Below are 18,593 nucleotides of genomic sequence, written 5' to 3' on the forward strand. Positions count from 1 at the left end.
GCTAATCTGACCTAAATATTCATTAATAAATGATTAAGGGCTTTATTAAAAATCTGCTCTAAACAAAAAAACCGCCTAAATACTTAGACGGTTTATCCTTTTATTATTTCTACTAAAAGCTTACTAATTCAAAATAGTTAAAAATTAATATAAGGAAAAGATTTTAATCGTATTTTTTGTTTTTGCTATATATATACAGTGCAAATATAGTTATAAATAACAATAAAAACAAGTATATTCTTACATTTTTAATTATAAAGGGTTTTGTACAATAAGCGGATTAGCATCAATTTCAGCTTGAGGAATTTGAAAAATAAATTTATTATCACCTGCAGGAATATTAAATTTCCCAAATGCTGGATGATTTGATCCTATATAATCTCTTGAAAGAGAAACACCTAATCGTTTCATATCATACCAAGCACAGCCTTCACCCCATAATTCAATCCTTTTTTGAAGTATAATTTCTTCAATTAAATTGTTACCTGATTTTGATGACAATACATAAGCAGGGTCTCTTGTAATTGTTATTTCATATAAGACTTGCCTAGCGGCGGCTTCTTTCCCAGATCGTGCTAATGCTTCTGCTTCTATATAATACATTTCAGATGATCTCAAGTAAATGTAACTACCTGCATCTACTGTAGGGTCTTTAAACTTTATATTGGCGAATTCAGGTAATTTTGGGTATGTCGTATTTCCGCCAGAACTAACAAATGCTTTCTTTCTAAAATCAGTATTTGAAATACTATTATATAAATTCTTATCAATACTTTTATATACCCCCATACCACCTGCATAACCAGCAGAATTTGTATTGTCAAAATGACTAAAGAAGTTAGCTACAAAAGTTGAAATTGATGAGTTTAATGTAGCTCCCCACATTGTTTCATTTGATTTTGTAACATAAAAACCAGACATCCATTCGGCTTCATTTAACAATGTATAATTTTCTCTAGCAGCATGCGCCATATTTCCCGCATCTGGATATTTTCCCATCTCCAGGTAAACTTCTGCTAAGAATGCCTGAACTGTACTAAGATCAACAGAATCATTATTCGATCGACTATAATTTGCAAGTAAAATAGCCGCTTCTTTTAAATCACTTTCAATAAGAGTATAAACTTCATCTACAGTTGATCTCGCCTTTCCTTCTAAAGTAACCTCTGTGTAGAGCGGTATACTTAATTTCGTAGTATTTCCAACATAGGTAGGGCCATAAGTACGAGCCAGCATAAAATAGAAATACCCTCTTAAAGCAAGTGCTTGCCCTCTAATTGTTTTTAACTTCTCATCTGTTACATCAGAAGGGATAGCACTTATGACAATATTTGTAGATTTTATTTGCGGATAATAAGTATTCCATACTAATCTTGACCTTGAATTGGTTTGCTGTCTTCCTAAATAATTATAAAAACTGCCATACCAGCTCGATTTTGTCATCAGCATATCGTTAGACATCATGTCCATTGCTGAAAGTACTGACTTATGCCCATAATCTTCATGATTTCCCGGAATAGCCAAACCATAAGATCGTAATGCCGAATAAATACCACTTATAATTGCCTGATTTGCAGAAGCAGAAGTAGCGAGTTGTTCGTTATTTATTGTAGATTCAGGTACTGTATCCAGAAAATCTTTATCACAACTTGTAAGCACTGCAAACGATAGTGCTAATATTAATATCTTTTTCATATTTTAAAAATTAACCGTTAAACCAAATGAAATAGTTTTCATTACACCATACACATTTAGAGATTGACCATTGTTTGAGCGAGTCCCTAAATTATTTAACCTTGGATCCATTCCTTTTCTTTTAGACCACAATGCCAGATTTGATCCCATTAAACTAAATTTTGTAGATTGAACCCCTAAATCTGTCAATGTTTTATTTCTAAAATCATATGAAACTGAAGCATCTTGAAGACTTAAATAATCTGATCTAATAAGGAAATAATCAGAGTTAGCCATTTGCAATGTAGAAATATGGTCAATTCTTGGAATATTAGAATTTGGGTTTTCAACTGTCCACGCCTTATTAACATCTGTATGGTAGTTTTGTCCAATGTTATCAGAACCTGAATACATTTGACTTTGATAAACTCCATCATACATATATCCTCCTAGTTGGTAAGCAAAACTCGCCTGAAAAGTAATATCCTTAAATCTGAAAAGAGTTCCAAATCCACCATAAAGATCTGGATTAGCATCTTTACTGCTTAAATATACTGATGCATCCCCATAAACATTTGTAGTCACCTTGTTTCCTGTTAAATTTCCTGAGATATCTTTTTCATCTTTGTACCACAATGCATCACCATTGGTTTTATCCACTCCTGCGTACTCTCTAAGAAAATAAGAATAAGCTGGCGCTCCAACCTCGAAACGATATATTCCACTAGTAAAAGCAACCGGCAGTGATGTTACTCTATTTTTATAATGGGTCATATTTGCCCAAACATTAAAATCAGTATTTTCTTTTTTGATAATGTCTATACCTAAATTAATCTCAATACCTTTATTACTCATATCTCCAATATTTTTAGAAACAAATGCTGTTCCTGTTGATAATGCAATTGGAAAATTATAAATCAGGTCACTTACATTTCTTTCAAAATACTCCGCTTCAAGAGAAATTTTATCAAACAATACCATATCAAATCCAACATTCAGGTTTTTTGATTTTTCCCATTTTACATTTCTCTCCGCTTCAAAAACATTTAGCACACTTGCTTCTCCTTCAGAATCCGGAACAATTTCATATTGTGTTTCATACGCGTAATAATTTCTTAAGCTGCCAAAATAATTTCTATGGCTAATTTGAGTACTAGAAGGATACTGAATATTATCATTTCCCTGCTCACCATAACTACCTTTAAGCCTTAACTCGGTCAACCATTTAGTCTTAGGAAAAAAAGATTCCTTCATTACAGACCATGCAGCTCCAAAACCGTAAAAATTACCCCATCTGTTTTCTGGCGCAAAGACTGAAGAACCGTCTCTTCTAAAACTGCTGTTAACAAAATATTTATTTTTATAATTATAATTTACTCTGGAAAGATATCCTTCTACTTTGTACAAATCATTATAACCATCTAAATAGCCATACTTTGTAGCATTACTAATTATATTCAAATCTGGAATAACAATATTAGTCTTTTGTCCAGCTAACATTTTTGAAGTAAAATCTGATGACTCATGACCTATTAAAACATCTAAGCTATGTGATCCAAAAGTTTTTTTCCATGACAGCAGCTGCTGATTTGTTAATGTATATTCATTATTTGTTGCGGTACCAATTCTGCCATTTACCCCCATAGCATCTCCGCCAAGTCCAGTTGCAGTATTTAAATAATAACCTGCCAATAAATCGTAACCGAGATTATACCTAAAATTAAAATCTTTCAAAAAGTCGATAGATACATAAGCTCTAGCTCCAAATTTATTTTCTTCGTTTAAATTCTTATTCAATAAAGTAGTAGCATAGGGGTTTAAATTTGATCCGTACGGTCTGTCTCCTGACGTATTAAATTCATACGCTTTGCTTCCATCTTTATTATAGACCATGCTGCCATTAGCATCTCTTTGCCATATTGTATAAATTGGCGCAATACTTCTTGTCCAGTTAAACAAATTACTATAAGTAGAGGATGCGACTTGAGAAATAGGTGCATTTTGGTTTGTATGGGCATAATTTACATTTGCTCCAACTTTTACTTTAGTTGAAATATTATAATCAATATTTGCTCTTAAAGTAACCCTTTCAAAATTTGAATTTATGGTATACCCATCATCAGATAAATATCCCATAGATAGATATGAGCTAAGATTATCATTACTGCTTGATATACTTAAATAATGTTCTTGTCTAAAAGCATCTCTAAACATTTCTTTAGACCAATCATCATGATATAGTAATGAGGCACTCTCATTTATTTCTCCCGTAACTGGGTTTATTACCTTATCATTTGGGACATTATAATTATTATATCCTAATGAATAAGTCTCGCCTGTTATGAGGTTTTTTGATGCAATACTTGATGCCGCAGCAGGCGTCATACCTTGATAGATCAATCCATTTTTTACCCTATTATAAACTGTTTTGTAATAGTCACCCGGATTCGTAATAATATCATATTCAGGTACAGCTCTTGAATTTACACCAACTTTTGTTTCATATGTAACTTTCAATTGACCCTTTTTACCTTTTTTAGTGGTAACGATAATTACCCCATTTGCCCCTCTGCTTCCATATAGAGCATTTGAAGAAGCATCTTTTAAGAAACTTATAGATTCAATATCTTGAGTAGCTATTGCATTTATATCTCCATTGTAAGGGATACCATCTACAACATACAAAGGAGCATTGGAAGATGAAATAGATCCAATTCCCCTAAATCGCACTTGCGGTGGATCTCCGGGCTGGCCAGAATTTGCATTTATCTGCACTCCTGCAACTTTTCCGGTTAATGACTGAACAGCATTAGAAGACTGAGTATTTTCTAAAATTTTAGAATCAATTTTACTTACAGCCCCTGTTATTTCCTGTTTCTTTTGTGAACCAAAAGCCACCACAACAACTTCATCTAACACTTTACCCCCTTCTTTCATTTTAGTATTTATTACCGAAGAAGAGCCAACAACAATACTAACATCTTCCATTCCCATATACGAGAATAAAAGAACATCTCCCGTTTTTGCTTTAATAGCGTATTTACCGTCAAAATCAGTCTGAACACCATTATTTGTTCCTTTAACTACTACATTAATACCCGGTACCGGCCCCATATCATCAAATACAGCTCCTGAAATTACCCTTTCCTGTGCAAAAAAGAACTGCGTACAAAGCACTAAAAGCAGTACTAAAAACCTTTTAATTTTCCTTCTCATAATCATCTATTTTGAATTAAGGGTTGCAACTTATAACATTATATTAATTTTAACAAGATTTTATTTAGTTTTAACAAATAATATTATAATCTTTTTACTACAGTTAAATGATTCTAAATTAAAATTAATAACTTATTTAGAATGGAATGAGTAACCGATTTTGTAGATAGTCTATAAAACAAAAAGCCGATAGTTTTGAACTATCGGCTTTTTTAATTCTTATATAAAGTTTTACATTCTTTCGGGAACTTCAATTCCTAATAACGCAAAAGCAGATTTTATAACTTCGGCAACTTTTTGCGAAAGCTGTACTCTAAAAATCTTTTTGGTCAAATCAACTTCGCCTAAAATGTGAACAGATTGGTAAAACGAATTGTATTCTTTTACTAAATCGTAAGTATAATTTGCAATTAATGCCGGGCTATGATTTTGTGCTGCATTTTGAATTACTTCCGGAAAAAGTTCGATTTGTTTTACCAATTCTTTTTCTTTTTCGTGGAGCACTTCGACTTCGCTCAGTGTGACACTGTAATCAAAATCAGCTTTACGGATAATTGACTGGATTCTGGCGTAAGTATATTGAATAAACGGACCTGTATTTCCTGCAAAATCTACAGATTCTTCCGGATTAAACAAAATACGTTTTTTAGGATCTACTTTTAAAATGTAATATTTTAAAGCGCCAAGACCAATTGTTTTATACAATTTTGCTTTTTCATCGGCAGAATAACTGTCTAATTTTCCTAAATCTTCAGAAATTTGTTTGGCTGTATCTGTCATATCCTGCATTAAATCATCAGCATCTACAACAGTTCCTTCACGGCTTTTCATTTTTCCAGATGGTAAATCAACCATTCCGTATGATAAATGAAATAAACTTGAAGCCCAGTCGAACCCTAATTTTTTCAGGATCAAAAACAAAACTTTAAAGTGGTAATCCTGTTCGTTACCAACTGTGTAAACCATTCCGCCCACATCTGGCATATCTTTAACACGCTGAATAGCAGTTCCAATATCCTGCGTCATATAAACTGCAGTTCCGTCAGAACGCAATACAATTTTACGGTCAAGCCCTTCATCTGTCAAATCAATCCAAACAGAGCCATCTGGATCTTTTTCAAAAACACCTTTATCAAGACCCACCTGTACAACATCTTTTCCTAATAAATAGGTATTGCTTTCGTAATAATATTTATCAAAATTAACTCCAAGATTGGTGTATGTAGTTGCAAAACCATCGTAAACCCATTGGTTCATTTTTTTCCAAAGCGCAATAACAGCTTCATCACCAGCTTCCCATTTTTTAAGCATTTCCTGCGCTTCGATAATAATTGGCGCTTGTTTTTTAGCTTCTTCTTCTGTTTTACCGCTTTCGATTAATTGGTTAATTTGTGTTTTGTAAGCTTTATCAAACTCAACATAATATTTACCAACTAATTTATCTCCTTTTAAATTAGAACTTTCAGGAGTTTCTCCGTTTCCGAATTTCTCCCAGGCCAGCATCGATTTGCAAATATGAATTCCACGATCGTTGATGATCTGTGTTTTATACACTTTTTTACCCGATGCTTTAATAATTTCTGCAACAGAATATCCTAACAAATTGTTACGAACATGTCCTAAGTGCAAAGGTTTATTTGTGTTTGGAGAAGAATATTCAACCATAATTGCTTTATCGGCAGGATCAGGCGTTACATATCCAAAATTTTGATTGTTTTTTATTTCATTGAAGAAATTCAGATAATAACTATCTGAAATTACAATATTCAAAAACCCTGAAACTACATTGAAACGAGCAACTTCAGAAACATTTTCGACTAAGTAGTTCCCAATTTTATTTCCTAATTCGGCAGGATTGCTTTTAATCAATTTCAACAAAGGAAAAATTACCATTGTAATATCGCCTTCAAACTCTTTTCTGGTAGTTTGAAACTCGATTTTATCAACAGAAACGTCAAATAATGCCTGTATTGCTTTTTGTATAGAAGGTGTAAGAATTTGTGATAATGACATGTAAACTTATTTTAAAGTGAGCAAAGATACTGCTTATTCATCAATTACAGAAAATGAAAAACATATTAAATAACATAATCCTGTTAGAATTTCTTAAAAAACGTTTTGTTTTGAATGTTAAAATTATCAAAAAATTAAAACGCTAACCTGCTACAAAACAGAACTTCCCAAAAAATCAAAAAGTTTTTTTTGCATTTTATGTAACATATCTACAACAAAATAGTCTTAATAGAGACTTTAAATTTTATTTGAAGCAAAAGAAAATCAAAACAAAAACAAAAAAACAACCTCATCATCAATCAAATCAAAATAATCATTATCTCATTATGAAATTAAAATTCTTTCTGCTTGCATTACTGGGGGTAATTGCAACAGCACAAGCCCAGAATTCAGGAACGGTCACGGGAAAAATTACCGAAAAATCAAACAATGCACCAATTTCTTATGCAACAGTTTCTCTTAAAGAAAACGGAAAAGTGGTATCTGGAGTTAATACTGATGACAATGGAGATTTTACTTTTAAAAACGTAGCACTAAAAAGTTATACTATCGAAATTCAATACATTGGATTTAGAAAATATATTGGCTCTGTAATTTTAGCCGATAATAAAAAATCTGCCACTATGAATGTTTCTCTTGAAGAAGAAGCAACACAGCTAAAAGGTGTTAATATTGTTGCCGAACGTTCGACAATGGAACAAAAAATTGACCGAAAAGTAATTACTGTAGGAAGAGATTTGACAACTGCCGGAGCTTCTGCATCAGATATTATGAGCAATATTCCATCTGTAAATGTAGATCAGGACGGAAAACTTTCGCTTCGCGGAAACGACAATGTTCGTGTGTTAATTGACGGAAGGCCTTCTAATATTGATCCTGCACAGTTATTAAAACAAATTCCTTCAACTTCTATCAAAAAAATTGAGTTGATTACAAATCCTAGTGCAAAATACAATCCGGAAGGAATGTCTGGAATTATCAATATTATTTTACATAAAAATTCGAATACTGGTTTTAACGGAAGTTATAGCGGCGGAATTACTTTTGGTGAAACGGCAAAATACAATCAGTCTTTAGACTTAAACTATAAAACCGGAAAAGTAAATTTCTTTGGAAATGCCGGTAATAATTTTGGAACTTATTTTAATGATGGCCATATTAAAAGATTAGATCAGGATGTTATTCAAAAATTAGAAATTTCTAATGATAATGATAACTATTTGTATAAAGTTGGAATGGATTATTTAATCAATGACCACAATACTTTATCTTTCTATACAAACCAAAATAAATCAAAAGGAACTGGATTAGTTAATACTGATATTGATTATAATAACGGTGACCCGGATATTAAAAATATTTACCAAAAATCGAGATACGAAGGTCCAAACGAAACAGGAACTTATAATTTAGCATACAAACATATCTTTAAAAAAGAGGGTCATACTTTAGATTTTGAAGGGAACTTTAGTAATACCAGAGAAACTCAAGATGCAAGTTTTGACACTAAAACAACGAAGCCAGATAATAGTGCCAGCTCACTTTTGTACAGCGATTATATTAATGACAAAAGAAAATTAGGTACAGTAAACGTTGATTATGTTAATCCGCTAAATGACAAAACGACTCTTGAAGCAGGTGCAGAAGCGAGAATAACAAGAACAGACAATATTTACAATACAACCAATCCGGCATTTGCTAATTCTATTTATACTTATGATACAGATATTTATTCTGCATATGTAACTTTTGGTCAGAAATACAAAAAATTCAGTTATCAGTTAGGAGCTCGTTTTGAGAGTTATGATGTGAAGTCAAATTTAAATTCTGGTGAGAAAAAATTTAATGATGACTACATTACATTGTATCCATCAGCTTATTTAACGTATAACTTAAATGAGAAAAACGTTTTGCAATTAAGCTACAGCCGTCGTGTTGACCGACCAAGTTTAGAGCAGACAAAACCTATTCGTGAATTTTCTACTCCATTGGTAACTTCATACGGAAATCAAGAATTAAGACCTCAGTTTACAAATTCTGTTGAAGTAAATTATACTAAAACTCTTGAAAAAGGAAGCATTACCGCCGGCGTATTTGTAAGAGCTATTAACGATCAAATTAGCCGAACTTTAAGCCCAGATCCTGATGATCCTTCTGAGAAACAAATCTTAAGTTTTACAAATTTCGATCACAATAGTGCTTATGGTTTTGATATTTCTGCAAACTATAAACTTACTAAGTGGTGGGATATCCAGCCCTCAATTGATTTCTCAAGCATAAACCAGCAAGGTGTTGTGTTCCAATATGATCCTGCAACAAAATTAAGTTCGCCTTTAGAGCGCAGTGTAACAACTTCTGCATTCAATGCCCGTATGAACTCAAACTTTAAACCTACAAAACGTTTAAGCTTTTTATTATTTGGTTTTTACAGAGGTCCGGTTAATGAAATTCAGCAGAAAAGAAACGAAATGTACAAAATGGATATTGGTTCACGCTATACATTGTTAGATAATAAAATGAATATCAGTGTACGTTTTAATGACGTTTTCAATACAATGAAATATTCATTTGATGGTATTTATCCTTATCCTCAAACTGGTCAGTTTACCTGGGAAAGCCAAACGGTTTATTTAGGTTTAACTTACAACTTTGGCGGAGCAAAAATCAAAAAATTAGAGCGTAAACAAAGAGAAGAAAACACTAATCAAGGCGGTGGCGGAATGTTCTAATCACTGCTTTTATTAGAATCAATTTTAATATTTTTAAATAATTTTCTTGTAGAAAAAAGCCTGAAGTTTGCCAGCTTCAGGCTTTTTTATTTTTTATGTTATAGAAAATTTTTTAATTCTTTTATTTCTTCGGGATTTGCAGTTTCTGAATTGTTTGTAATTGCTGATGAATGGTAAAAAGTCAAATCTAATCTTTCCTGTAATAATTTAATATTTGAAGATCGTAAACCGCCGCCCGGCATTATTTCGATTCTGTTTTTAGCAAGGTCTTGTATTCGTTCCAAGGCCAAAATTCCTTCTTCTACATTTATTGCCTGTCCCGAAGTCAAAATCGTTTTAAACCCGCAATCGATAATATCTTCAAGAGATTTTTCTACATCTTTGACCACATCAAAAGCACGGTGAAAAGTACAAGGAAGCGGATGTGCCAAATGCACTAATTCCCTATTCTGTCTTTTATTAATATTTCCGCTGTCTTTTAAAATTCCAAAAACAAAACCATCAACACCTAGTTTTTTATACTGTTTAATATCCTGTTTCATTTCTGTCAGTTCTTCATCAGAATAAACAAAATCACCGCCGCGAGGCCTGATTATAACATGCATTTTAATAGATAAGCTTTCGCGGACTTTTACGACTAAAATAGAGTTTGGTGTTGTTCCGCCAAGTTTCATGTTTTCGCATAACTCAATTCGATCTGCGCCATTTTCCTGAGCTATTATGGCCGATTCGTAATTAAAGCATGCTATTTCCAGTTGATTTTTTTTCATTGTAATTATCAAAAAAGGGGCTTCGACTTCGCTCAGCCTGACAAAAAAATTAAAACGACTTTTAGCTCAATTGTCACCCTGAGCGAAGTCGAAGGCTAAGTTACAATTAAAGTTCTTTTTTATTAAAATTTTTATGACTTGTTTTATTTAAACATTCGGATAACTTTTTTAAATCTTCCCACTTATCATTTATTATTACTTCTTTCTTTTTCCTACTCCAGCCTTTTACTTGTTTCTCGAATGCAATTGCCTGATTCACATCATTAAATTCTGTACAAAAAACTAATTCCAAAGGTCTTTTATTAAATGTATAGTATTCTTTATTTAAACCGTAGTTGTGTTCATTTAATCTTCTATTAATATTATTTGTAAATCCCGTATAATAACTATTATCAGAACATTTTAGTATATAGACGTAATATTGTTTCATTTTATTAAAAGTTTTGTTTTTAAATAAAAGTAAGAAAAATATTTCTTTTAATTCAGTAAGTATTGAACTACGATTGTCAGGCTGAGCGAAGTCGAAGCCCCGCTCCTATTGGCACGTCCTTAAATTAGCGCAGCGAACAAAGTTTGTTTTGTGTAAAATTGATAGTTTGTCAATTAGGACGTAGGCTTCGACTTCGCTCAGCCTGACAAAATGCTATTGCTTAATTTGAAACCAAATGTCATCCTGAGCGAAGTCGAAGGCTTGCCAATTGGAACGGGGCTTCGACTTCGCTCAGCCTGACAGATCGTTACTCATCCAAATAAAAAGTATAAAAAAACCTGCTCCAAAACAAAGCAGGTTTTAAATATAATGTAAGATGAATTAATTTACCATTTGATGATTGCACTTGCCCAAGTAAATCCACTACCAAAAGCGGCTAAAACAACGGTATCACCAGATTTGATTTTACCTTGTTCCCAAGCTTCTGTTAAAGCAATTGGAATAGATGCTGCGGTTGTGTTTCCGTATTTCTGGATATTATTATGAACCTGATCATCTGTCAATTTGAATTTGTTCTGAATGAACTGAGAAATTCTCAAGTTGGCCTGATGTGGAATCAACATATCAATATCTGAAACCTGAAGTCCATTTGCTTCTAAGCCTTCATTGATTACTTCGGCAAAACGAACCACTGCATTTTTAAATACAAACTGGCCGTTCATGTAAGGATAATAACTTTCGTCATTAGGGTCATTATCTGCTAAAATATCTGTTACCCAGCGTGCTCCCATTCCCGGTGCCTGCAAAGCCAATTCTTCGGCATGCTGTCCTTCTGAATGTAAGTGCGTAGATAAAATTCCTTTTGTCAAATCTTCTTCACGGCTTAAAACTGCTGCTCCTGCTCCATCTCCAAAAATTACTGAAACGCCGCGTCCGCGAGTCGTCATATCTAATCCAGTTGAATGAACCTCTGAACCAATAACCAAAATATTTTTATACATTCCGGTTTTAATATATTGATCTGCAACAGAAATTGCGTAAACAAAACCAGAACATTGATTTCTAACGTCTAAAGCTCCAACGGTTCTTAATCCTAAATCACGCTGTACTAAAACTCCGGGTCCTGGAAAATAATAATCCGGGCTTAATGTAGCAAATACTACAAAATCAATATCTTCTTTGGCAACGCCAGAACGTTCTATAGCAATTTTAGCGGCTTTTACACCCATTGAAGTTGTTGTATCTTCTCCACGAATGATGTGTCTTCTTTCCTGAATTCCTGTTCGTTCCTGAATCCATTCGTCATTGGTATCCATTATCTTAGACAAATCATCGTTTGTCACAACATTTGAAGGAACATAATATCCTAAGCCTGCTATTTTTGAATGATACATATAATATTGTTATTTGTTAAAATTTTAGAATGCAAATTTACGTATACTTTAAAACATAAGAGTACAAATTACTATTTTTTTCGGTATTAGCAATTTAATATACTTTAATTATGAGACTGTTTAAAAACAATTACTTTTTGAAAAAACAGTTTTTAAAGCAAATTATTGAAAAGAATGGAAAATAAGATTTTAATGCGAGTAGGATTTCTCTTTCTCAAGTTTTTTGCCACAAATTACACTAATCTACGCTAATTTTTTTTCTGCCACAGATTAAAATGATTTTAATGATTTTTTTAATATCAATCCTTAACTCTGCTTGAAACTTTATTAACTCCGTGTCATCTGAGTGCCATCTCTCATTTAATTTTTAGCAAGCAACTAGCTTATGTAAAAAAACAAACCCGACAATTTCAAAACTGTCGGGTTTGTTTTTTATAAATAATTCAGCCCAAGAAATATTTCCTGTTCGAGTGGAAGATCGATTTCACTTTCGAAAAATATTAACTGCCTTTTGTAAACGGTTTCAACTAAATAATGCCCTCCTCTAAAATAAGTCCTTCTAATTTTTACCGGAAGTTTAGATTCTGAAACCATTTTAAACTGATGCGGATATACTAATGTTTTGTGAGTTTCATCTTCATACGGAAGCAATAAATGTGTTGCAATTTCATTTACCTCTCCAAATAACGAAGCCACATATTTAGTTTGCGGATCTTCGTATATTTTTGCCGGATCACCTTTTATGATAATTTCGCCATGTCGCATCACAATTGCTTCATCTGCAAAAGACAAAGCATCTGTACTGTCATGTGTTGCGATAATGCAGGTAATTCCTTTTTGTTTTAAGTATTTAAATAAGTTTCGACGTAAAGCATTTTTACGAAAAGCATCAATCTGGCTAAAAGGTTCATCTAGCAAAATTACTTCTGGCTCTAAAGCCAAAACCCTAACCAAAGCTACTCTCTGCTGCTGTCCCCCGCTTAAAAATTTAGCTTTAACATTAGAAAATTGTTCCATTTCTACCATCTCTAACAATTCCTGAACACGAAGTCTTTTCATGTTTGCAAAACCATTCGAAAGAAACTTTCCAACGTTCTCTGCCACTGTTTCATAAGGAGACAAATCGAAATCCTGCGCCAGATATTTCATATATGGCATTCCGGGAATCAAATTGTATTTTGGCCCCAGAATAGGTTTTTCGTTATAAAATATTTTGCCTTCGTCTAAATCGAACAAACCGTACATAAGCTTTAAAAGCGTACTTTTTCCACAACCGCTTTCGCCAATAATGGCAATATTTTCGCCTTTATTGATCGTAAAAGAAACATTATTTATAACTGGTTTATCAGTATACGAAAAAGATATATTTTGAATATCAAGCATGTGTTGTAATTAGAGAGGTCAAATTTACGATGTTTAATTTCTAAAGTCAAAAAAAAAGCTGCTTCAATTATGAAACAGCTTTTTTTAAATTTTATTTTATCTGAAATTACTTTCCAGCTTCAGCTTTTGCATCGTTAACCATTTTGTCATTTGCTGTAATAGAGAATTCAACACGACGGTTTTGAGCTCTTCCTTCCGGAGTATCATTTGTTGCAATAGGATCAACAATACCTAAACCTGAAGTTTTAAAACGGCTTGATTTTAATCCTTTAGAAACTAAATAAGCCTGCACAGAAGCCGCTCTTTGTCCTGAAAGTGTCAAATTATATTCTGGTTTACCTGTATTATCAGTATAACCAAATATTTGAATATCAGTATCTCCATACTCATTAAAAACAGGAACTAATTTATCTAAATTTGCTTTTGCCTGAGGAGTTAAAGTTGATTTGTTTGTATCAAAACGAACAGCATTCTCATTTAAAGTTAAGTGAATTCCCTCACCTACTCTTTCTACAGAAGCACCTGGTAAAGCCTGATCAATTTCACGGGCTTGTTTATCCATTTTGTTACCAATTAAAGCTCCGGTTCCACCACCTACAGCAGCTCCAATTGCAGCTCCTAAGGCAGCGTTTCCGCCTTTTCCTAGATTATTTCCTAAAATACCTCCAATAATACCACCGGCAACTACTCCAATTCCGGCACCCTTTTGAGTGTTATTAGCATTTTTTACTGAATCGCAGCTTGTAAATAAACTAACCAATACAAGTAAACTACTTAAACCTAAAACTGTTATCTTTTTCATTTTTTATCTTTTTAAATATTAATTAGCTCTTTGAAATTGGTAAGTAACATCCTTTACTTGTCCGCCAACATTGATATTATCGATCAACTGAAAAGAAGTATCAGTTAAACCAGCGACTTTTAGTAAGTATCCTTCTTTTACATTTTTTGATTTTGTTCCCGGATTAACAATTTTAAGAACAAAAAGTCCCTGATTGTTAATGCTCCAGACAATTGGCGAAGTAAAAGCTGTACAGCTTGCAGAATTCAATGTCATTGTACCTTTATTGTTATTAGAAATAAAGTTCCATGAACTGCCAATAAAACATTTAGAATCTGCCAGATCGAATGAGGTGACTTTAATATAATCAGAACCTGGATAAGTTACATTGGTAAGCACCCAATTTCCTTTAATAGCTACTTGAGTGGGTCTGTCAAGTTTAGTAGAAAGCGTAGTTGCTTCTGTTGAAGTTGAAGCTGTAGACGAAGCTGATTTACACGCAAATAACGTCGCAGCAGCCATGCAAATGAAAATAATCTTCCTCATTTTGTACATTTATTTAAGTTAATACTTACACGTTTAACAATTATTATACCACAAATATACAATTCATTAAGCGAATTTCTTTTTTAAAATTTAATTATTTTCTTTCAAAATTAACATTTACGCCAATTTGTCACCTTAAAAAAAATGGTATTTTATTTGACTAAATGAAAATCATCAAGTTAAATTCAAAAAATAAAAAAATATGACAACAGGTAAAATTAATGTTTCAGTAGAAAACATCTTTCCCTTAATCAAAAAGTTCTTATACAGCGACCACGAAATCTTTTTACGTGAGCTGGTTTCAAACGGAACTGATGCGACATTAAAATTAAAACATTTAATAAGCATTGGCGAAGCTAAAGTAGAATATGGAAACCCGATTATCGAAATTAAAGTAGATAAAGAAGGTAAAAAAATCCATATTATTGACCAAGGTTTAGGTATGACAGCTGATGAAGTTGAAAAATACATCAATCAGGTTGCTTTTTCGGGAGCTGAAGAATTTTTAGACAAATACAAAGATTCTGCAAAAGACTCTGGGATTATTGGTCACTTTGGTCTTGGTTTCTATTCTGCTTTTATGGTTGCAGAAAAAGTAGAAATCATTACAAAATCATACAAAGATGAGCCTGCTGCACACTGGACTTGTGACGGAAGCCCTGAATTTACTTTAGAGCCAGCTGACAAAACTTCACGTGGTACAGAAATCATTCTGCACATTGCCGAAGATTCTTTAGAATTTTTAGAAGATTCTAAAATCAGCGGATTATTAAATAAGTATAATAAGTTTATGCCTATTCCTATTAAATTTGGAACAAGAACAGAAACCCTTCCAAAACCAGAAGATGCTCCGGAAGATTATATTAATGAAACTATCGAACTTGATAATATCATTAATAACCCAAATCCGGCCTGGACAAAACAGCCTTCTGAATTATCTGATGAAGATTACAAAAATTTCTACAGAGAATTGTATCCAATGCAGTTTGAAGAGCCGTTATTCAACATTCACTTAAATGTAGATTATCCTTTTAACCTGACCGGTATTTTGTATTTCCCAAAATTGGGTACAGATATGCAAATCCAGAAAGATAAAATTCAATTATATCAAAACCAGGTTTACGTTACAGATAACGTAGAAGGAATTGTACCTGAATTTTTAACGATGTTAAAAGGAGTTATCGATTCACCGGATATTCCATTAAACGTTTCTCGTTCTGGTTTACAAGCAGATGGAGCAGTTAAAAAAATCTCTAACTACATTACTCGTAAAGTAGCAGATAAATTAAAAGCTTTATTTAACGAAAACCGTGCTGATTTTGAAGCAAAATGGAATGATATAAAAATCGTTTTAGAGTACGGAATGCTTTCTGAAGATAAATTCTACGAAAAAGCGGGCGCATTTGTTTTATATCCAACGGTTGACGATACTTACTTTACTTTAGAGGAATTAAAAGAAAAACTAAAAGAAAACCAAACTGATAAAGATGGTAAATTAGTAATTCTTTATGCTGGTAACAAAGATGCACAGCACTCTTATATTGAAGCAGCAAAAGAAAAAGGATACGAAGTATTGCTTTTAGACTCTCCAATTATCTCGCATTTAATTCAAAAAATTGAAGGTGATAACAGCGGATTAACTTTCGTTCGTGTAGATTCTGATCACATTGATAATTTAATCAAAAAAGAAGAAAACACGATTTCTAAATTATCTGATGAAGAAAAAGCAGCTTTAAAAACTTCATTAGAAGCCTATATCCCTAAAGCATACAGCGTTCAGCTGGAAGCTATGGACAGCCAGGCAGCTCCATTCATTATTACGCAGCCAGAATTTATGCGTAGAATGAAAGAAATGAGCCAAACGGGCGGCGGCGGAATGTTCGGAATGGGAAATATGCCGGAAATGTATAATCTGGTTGTAAATACAAATTCTGATTTAGCTTCAAGTATTTTAAATACCGAAGACAAAACACATCAGGAACATTTAGTAAAACAAGCTTTAGATTTAGCTAAATTATCTCAAAACCTATTGAAAGGTGAAGCGTTGACTGCTTTTGTAAAAAGAAGCTTTGAAATGATCAAATAAAAACCTTTTACAAGAATATTTCAAAATCCTGCAGATTAGTTTCTGCGGGATTTTTTTTTACCTTATACTAATTTCAAATATTTTAAAAAAGGGGAATTCTCCCCTTTTATGCCTATAATCGAATTTATAATTTTACACATCTGAAAATCAAACAATTAAATAAAATTATTTTGCAGAAACACAAACTACAAACATAAACTCTGGAAATCATGGAGAAAACGAAATTTACAGAAAACGGTGAAGTCTTATCGATTATAAAAGATTTAAAAGAACAGATCAAAGAGAAGAAGAAGAAATTCTCAGATATTGTAGATGTAAACGGTAACGAATATGTAGATTTAGTTCAGGAAGGCGGCGGTGTTCTTGGTGTTGCATTAGTTGGATATGTCTATGTTTTGGAACAAGTAGGGATTCGGTTTCTAAGTTTAGCCGGAACATCGGCCGGAAGTATTAATACCATGCTGATGGCTGCTGCCGGACCAATTGATACAACAAAATCTGAATGGATTTTGGAGTGTTTATGCAATAAGAATTTATACGATTTTGTAGATGGCGATCACGATGCACGCGAATTTATTGATGCATTATTGAGCGATGCCGGCAACTTAAAACTGGTAATGAAAGGCTGTCAGGTTGTAGATAATTTTAAAGATGATTTAGGATTAAATCCTGGCACTAATTTTCATCAATGGATGACTAACCTGCTTTCGCAGAAAGGAATTAAAAATTATGCCGATTTAAAAGCACTGCGCGAAAAAGGTGTTTCAAATGACAACAAATTGTTTCGAATAATGGAAACAAATCCAGAAGACAAACAAGAATATACAAGAAAAGATCATTGGAGCGAAATAGCTATAATAACCGCTGACATTACTACAGAAAGTAAAATTATTTTTCCTAAAATGATTGACTTGTTTTATTCTAATCCTGATGTTCAAAATCCAGCCGATTTTGTGAGGGCTTCAATGTCGATTCCGCTTTTCTTTACTCCATTTAAAATTAAAAATATTCCCGGCGGTATTGAAGCATGGAATAAATGGAACGAAGCAACATGTCTGCGTGCATCGGTTCCGGCAGAAGTTATGTTTATGGATGGCGGTATTATCTCTAATTTTCCTATTGATATATTTCATGAAAATTTAAATGTACCGGCGTCACCAACTTTTGGTGTAAAACTCGGATATGATAAAAACGAAATCAATAAAAATGAAAAAATCACGAATATTATAAGTTCTATGTTTGACACCGCTAGATTTGGATATGATTCAGAATTTTTAAGAAAAAATCCCGATTTTAAAAACCTTATAGGATATATTGATACCGGAAACCACAACTGGCTCAATTTTAATCTTACTGACGATGCAAAAATTGATTTGTTTATTCGCGGCGCCCAAAAAGCTGCAGAGTTCTTAAACAAATTTGATTGGGAAGAGTATAAAAAAATCAGAAAAGCCAAAAGCGAATATTACAAAACCGTTTAAAACAATTGATTTACAAATAACTAAACAACAAAATCCTGAAAGTAGAATTTTCAGGATTTTTTTTACGAGTTATTTTTTTCATTACATTTG

The 18,593-nt window shown here is 32.8% G+C and carries 12 protein-coding genes; 3 read left to right on the forward strand and 9 right to left on the reverse strand.

Going from position 1 to position 18,593, the window contains the following annotated elements; all coding sequences use genetic code 11:
* Positions 1-252: 252 nt before the first annotated feature.
* The 3 genes from AABD74_RS01320 to argS form a co-directional block, all read right to left on the reverse strand.
* Entirely contained in the window at positions 253-1,659 is a 1,407-nt protein-coding gene (locus AABD74_RS01320) for a RagB/SusD family nutrient uptake outer membrane protein (protein ID WP_406844461.1), read from the reverse strand.
* 39 nt (positions 1,660-1,698) lie between these two features.
* Positions 1,699-4,890, reverse strand: a complete 3,192-nt coding sequence (locus tag AABD74_RS01325) for a SusC/RagA family TonB-linked outer membrane protein (protein ID WP_406844462.1) — start codon at positions 4,888-4,890, stop codon at positions 1,699-1,701.
* A gap of 231 nt (positions 4,891-5,121) precedes the next feature.
* The gene (argS, locus tag AABD74_RS01330; protein WP_406844463.1) at positions 5,122-6,903 is read right to left on the reverse strand and encodes an arginine--tRNA ligase; all 1,782 of its coding nucleotides are present in this window, start codon (positions 6,901-6,903) and stop codon (positions 5,122-5,124) included.
* Between the two features lie 326 nt (positions 6,904-7,229).
* Between argS and AABD74_RS01335 the strand changes: the two genes are divergently transcribed.
* Complete coding sequence (locus AABD74_RS01335; RefSeq protein ID WP_232680853.1) at positions 7,230-9,632, forward strand: TonB-dependent receptor domain-containing protein; 2,403 nt, start codon at positions 7,230-7,232, stop codon at positions 9,630-9,632.
* A 98-nt stretch (positions 9,633-9,730) separates the two neighbouring features.
* Here AABD74_RS01335 and AABD74_RS01340 read toward each other — a convergent pair whose 3' ends face one another.
* From AABD74_RS01340 to AABD74_RS01365, 6 genes are all read right to left on the reverse strand, one after another.
* Positions 9,731-10,402 (reverse strand): copper homeostasis protein CutC, encoded by a 672-nt coding sequence (locus tag AABD74_RS01340; RefSeq protein ID WP_232680851.1) that lies wholly within the window; start codon positions 10,400-10,402, stop codon positions 9,731-9,733.
* 106 nt (positions 10,403-10,508) lie between these two features.
* The gene (locus AABD74_RS01345; RefSeq protein ID WP_406844464.1) at positions 10,509-10,832 is read right to left on the reverse strand and encodes a GIY-YIG nuclease family protein; all 324 of its coding nucleotides are present in this window, start codon (positions 10,830-10,832) and stop codon (positions 10,509-10,511) included.
* 386 nt (positions 10,833-11,218) lie between these two features.
* Positions 11,219-12,226 (reverse strand): 3-oxoacyl-ACP synthase III family protein, encoded by a 1,008-nt coding sequence (locus tag AABD74_RS01350; protein ID WP_232680849.1) that lies wholly within the window; start codon positions 12,224-12,226, stop codon positions 11,219-11,221.
* A 432-nt stretch (positions 12,227-12,658) separates the two neighbouring features.
* Positions 12,659-13,609: an ABC transporter ATP-binding protein gene (locus AABD74_RS01355; protein ID WP_232680848.1), complete on the reverse strand. Its 951-nt coding sequence runs from the start codon at positions 13,607-13,609 to the stop codon at positions 12,659-12,661.
* 106 nt (positions 13,610-13,715) lie between these two features.
* Positions 13,716-14,411, reverse strand: coding sequence for an OmpA family protein (locus tag AABD74_RS01360; protein WP_232680847.1), 696 nt, complete (start codon positions 14,409-14,411; stop codon positions 13,716-13,718).
* Positions 14,412-14,429: 18 nt separating this feature from the next.
* Complete coding sequence (locus AABD74_RS01365; RefSeq protein ID WP_232680846.1) at positions 14,430-14,936, reverse strand: lipocalin family protein; 507 nt, start codon at positions 14,934-14,936, stop codon at positions 14,430-14,432.
* A gap of 202 nt (positions 14,937-15,138) precedes the next feature.
* On the opposite strand from AABD74_RS01365, the gene htpG reads away from it, so the two are divergent.
* Together htpG and AABD74_RS01375 are read left to right on the forward strand one after the other, a co-directional pair.
* Positions 15,139-17,022 (forward strand): molecular chaperone HtpG, encoded by a 1,884-nt coding sequence (htpG, locus tag AABD74_RS01370; RefSeq protein WP_406844465.1) that lies wholly within the window; start codon positions 15,139-15,141, stop codon positions 17,020-17,022.
* Positions 17,023-17,231: 209 nt separating this feature from the next.
* On the forward strand, positions 17,232-18,503 hold the full coding sequence (locus tag AABD74_RS01375; protein WP_232680843.1) for a patatin-like phospholipase family protein: 1,272 nt from the start codon (positions 17,232-17,234) through the stop codon (positions 18,501-18,503).
* Positions 18,504-18,593 lie beyond the last annotated feature (90 nt).

The sequence above is a fragment of the Flavobacterium soyae genome (assembly GCF_045348165.1).
In the GTDB taxonomy this organism is placed as follows: domain Bacteria; phylum Bacteroidota; class Bacteroidia; order Flavobacteriales; family Flavobacteriaceae; genus Flavobacterium; species Flavobacterium soyae.

What these genes read in the sequence shown, in the direction of transcription:
- AABD74_RS01325 (WP_406844462.1), bottom strand. Translation starts at nt 4,890, where the DNA reads ATGAGAAGGAAAATTAAAAGGTTTTTAGTACTGCTTTTAGTGCTTTGT.
- argS (WP_406844463.1), bottom strand. Translation starts at nt 6,903, where the DNA reads ATGTCATTATCACAAATTCTTACACCTTCTATACAAAAAGCAATACAG.
- AABD74_RS01335 (WP_232680853.1), top strand. Translation starts at nt 7,230, where the DNA reads ATGAAATTAAAATTCTTTCTGCTTGCATTACTGGGGGTAATTGCAACA.
- AABD74_RS01340 (WP_232680851.1), bottom strand. Translation starts at nt 10,402, where the DNA reads ATGAAAAAAAATCAACTGGAAATAGCATGCTTTAATTACGAATCGGCC.
- AABD74_RS01345 (WP_406844464.1), bottom strand. Translation starts at nt 10,832, where the DNA reads ATGAAACAATATTACGTCTATATACTAAAATGTTCTGATAATAGTTAT.
- AABD74_RS01350 (WP_232680849.1), bottom strand. Translation starts at nt 12,226, where the DNA reads ATGTATCATTCAAAAATAGCAGGCTTAGGATATTATGTTCCTTCAAAT.
- AABD74_RS01355 (WP_232680848.1), bottom strand. Translation starts at nt 13,609, where the DNA reads ATGCTTGATATTCAAAATATATCTTTTTCGTATACTGATAAACCAGTT.
- AABD74_RS01360 (WP_232680847.1), bottom strand. Translation starts at nt 14,411, where the DNA reads ATGAAAAAGATAACAGTTTTAGGTTTAAGTAGTTTACTTGTATTGGTT.
- AABD74_RS01365 (WP_232680846.1), bottom strand. Translation starts at nt 14,936, where the DNA reads ATGAGGAAGATTATTTTCATTTGCATGGCTGCTGCGACGTTATTTGCG.
- htpG (WP_406844465.1), top strand. Translation starts at nt 15,139, where the DNA reads ATGACAACAGGTAAAATTAATGTTTCAGTAGAAAACATCTTTCCCTTA.
- AABD74_RS01375 (WP_232680843.1), top strand. Translation starts at nt 17,232, where the DNA reads ATGGAGAAAACGAAATTTACAGAAAACGGTGAAGTCTTATCGATTATA.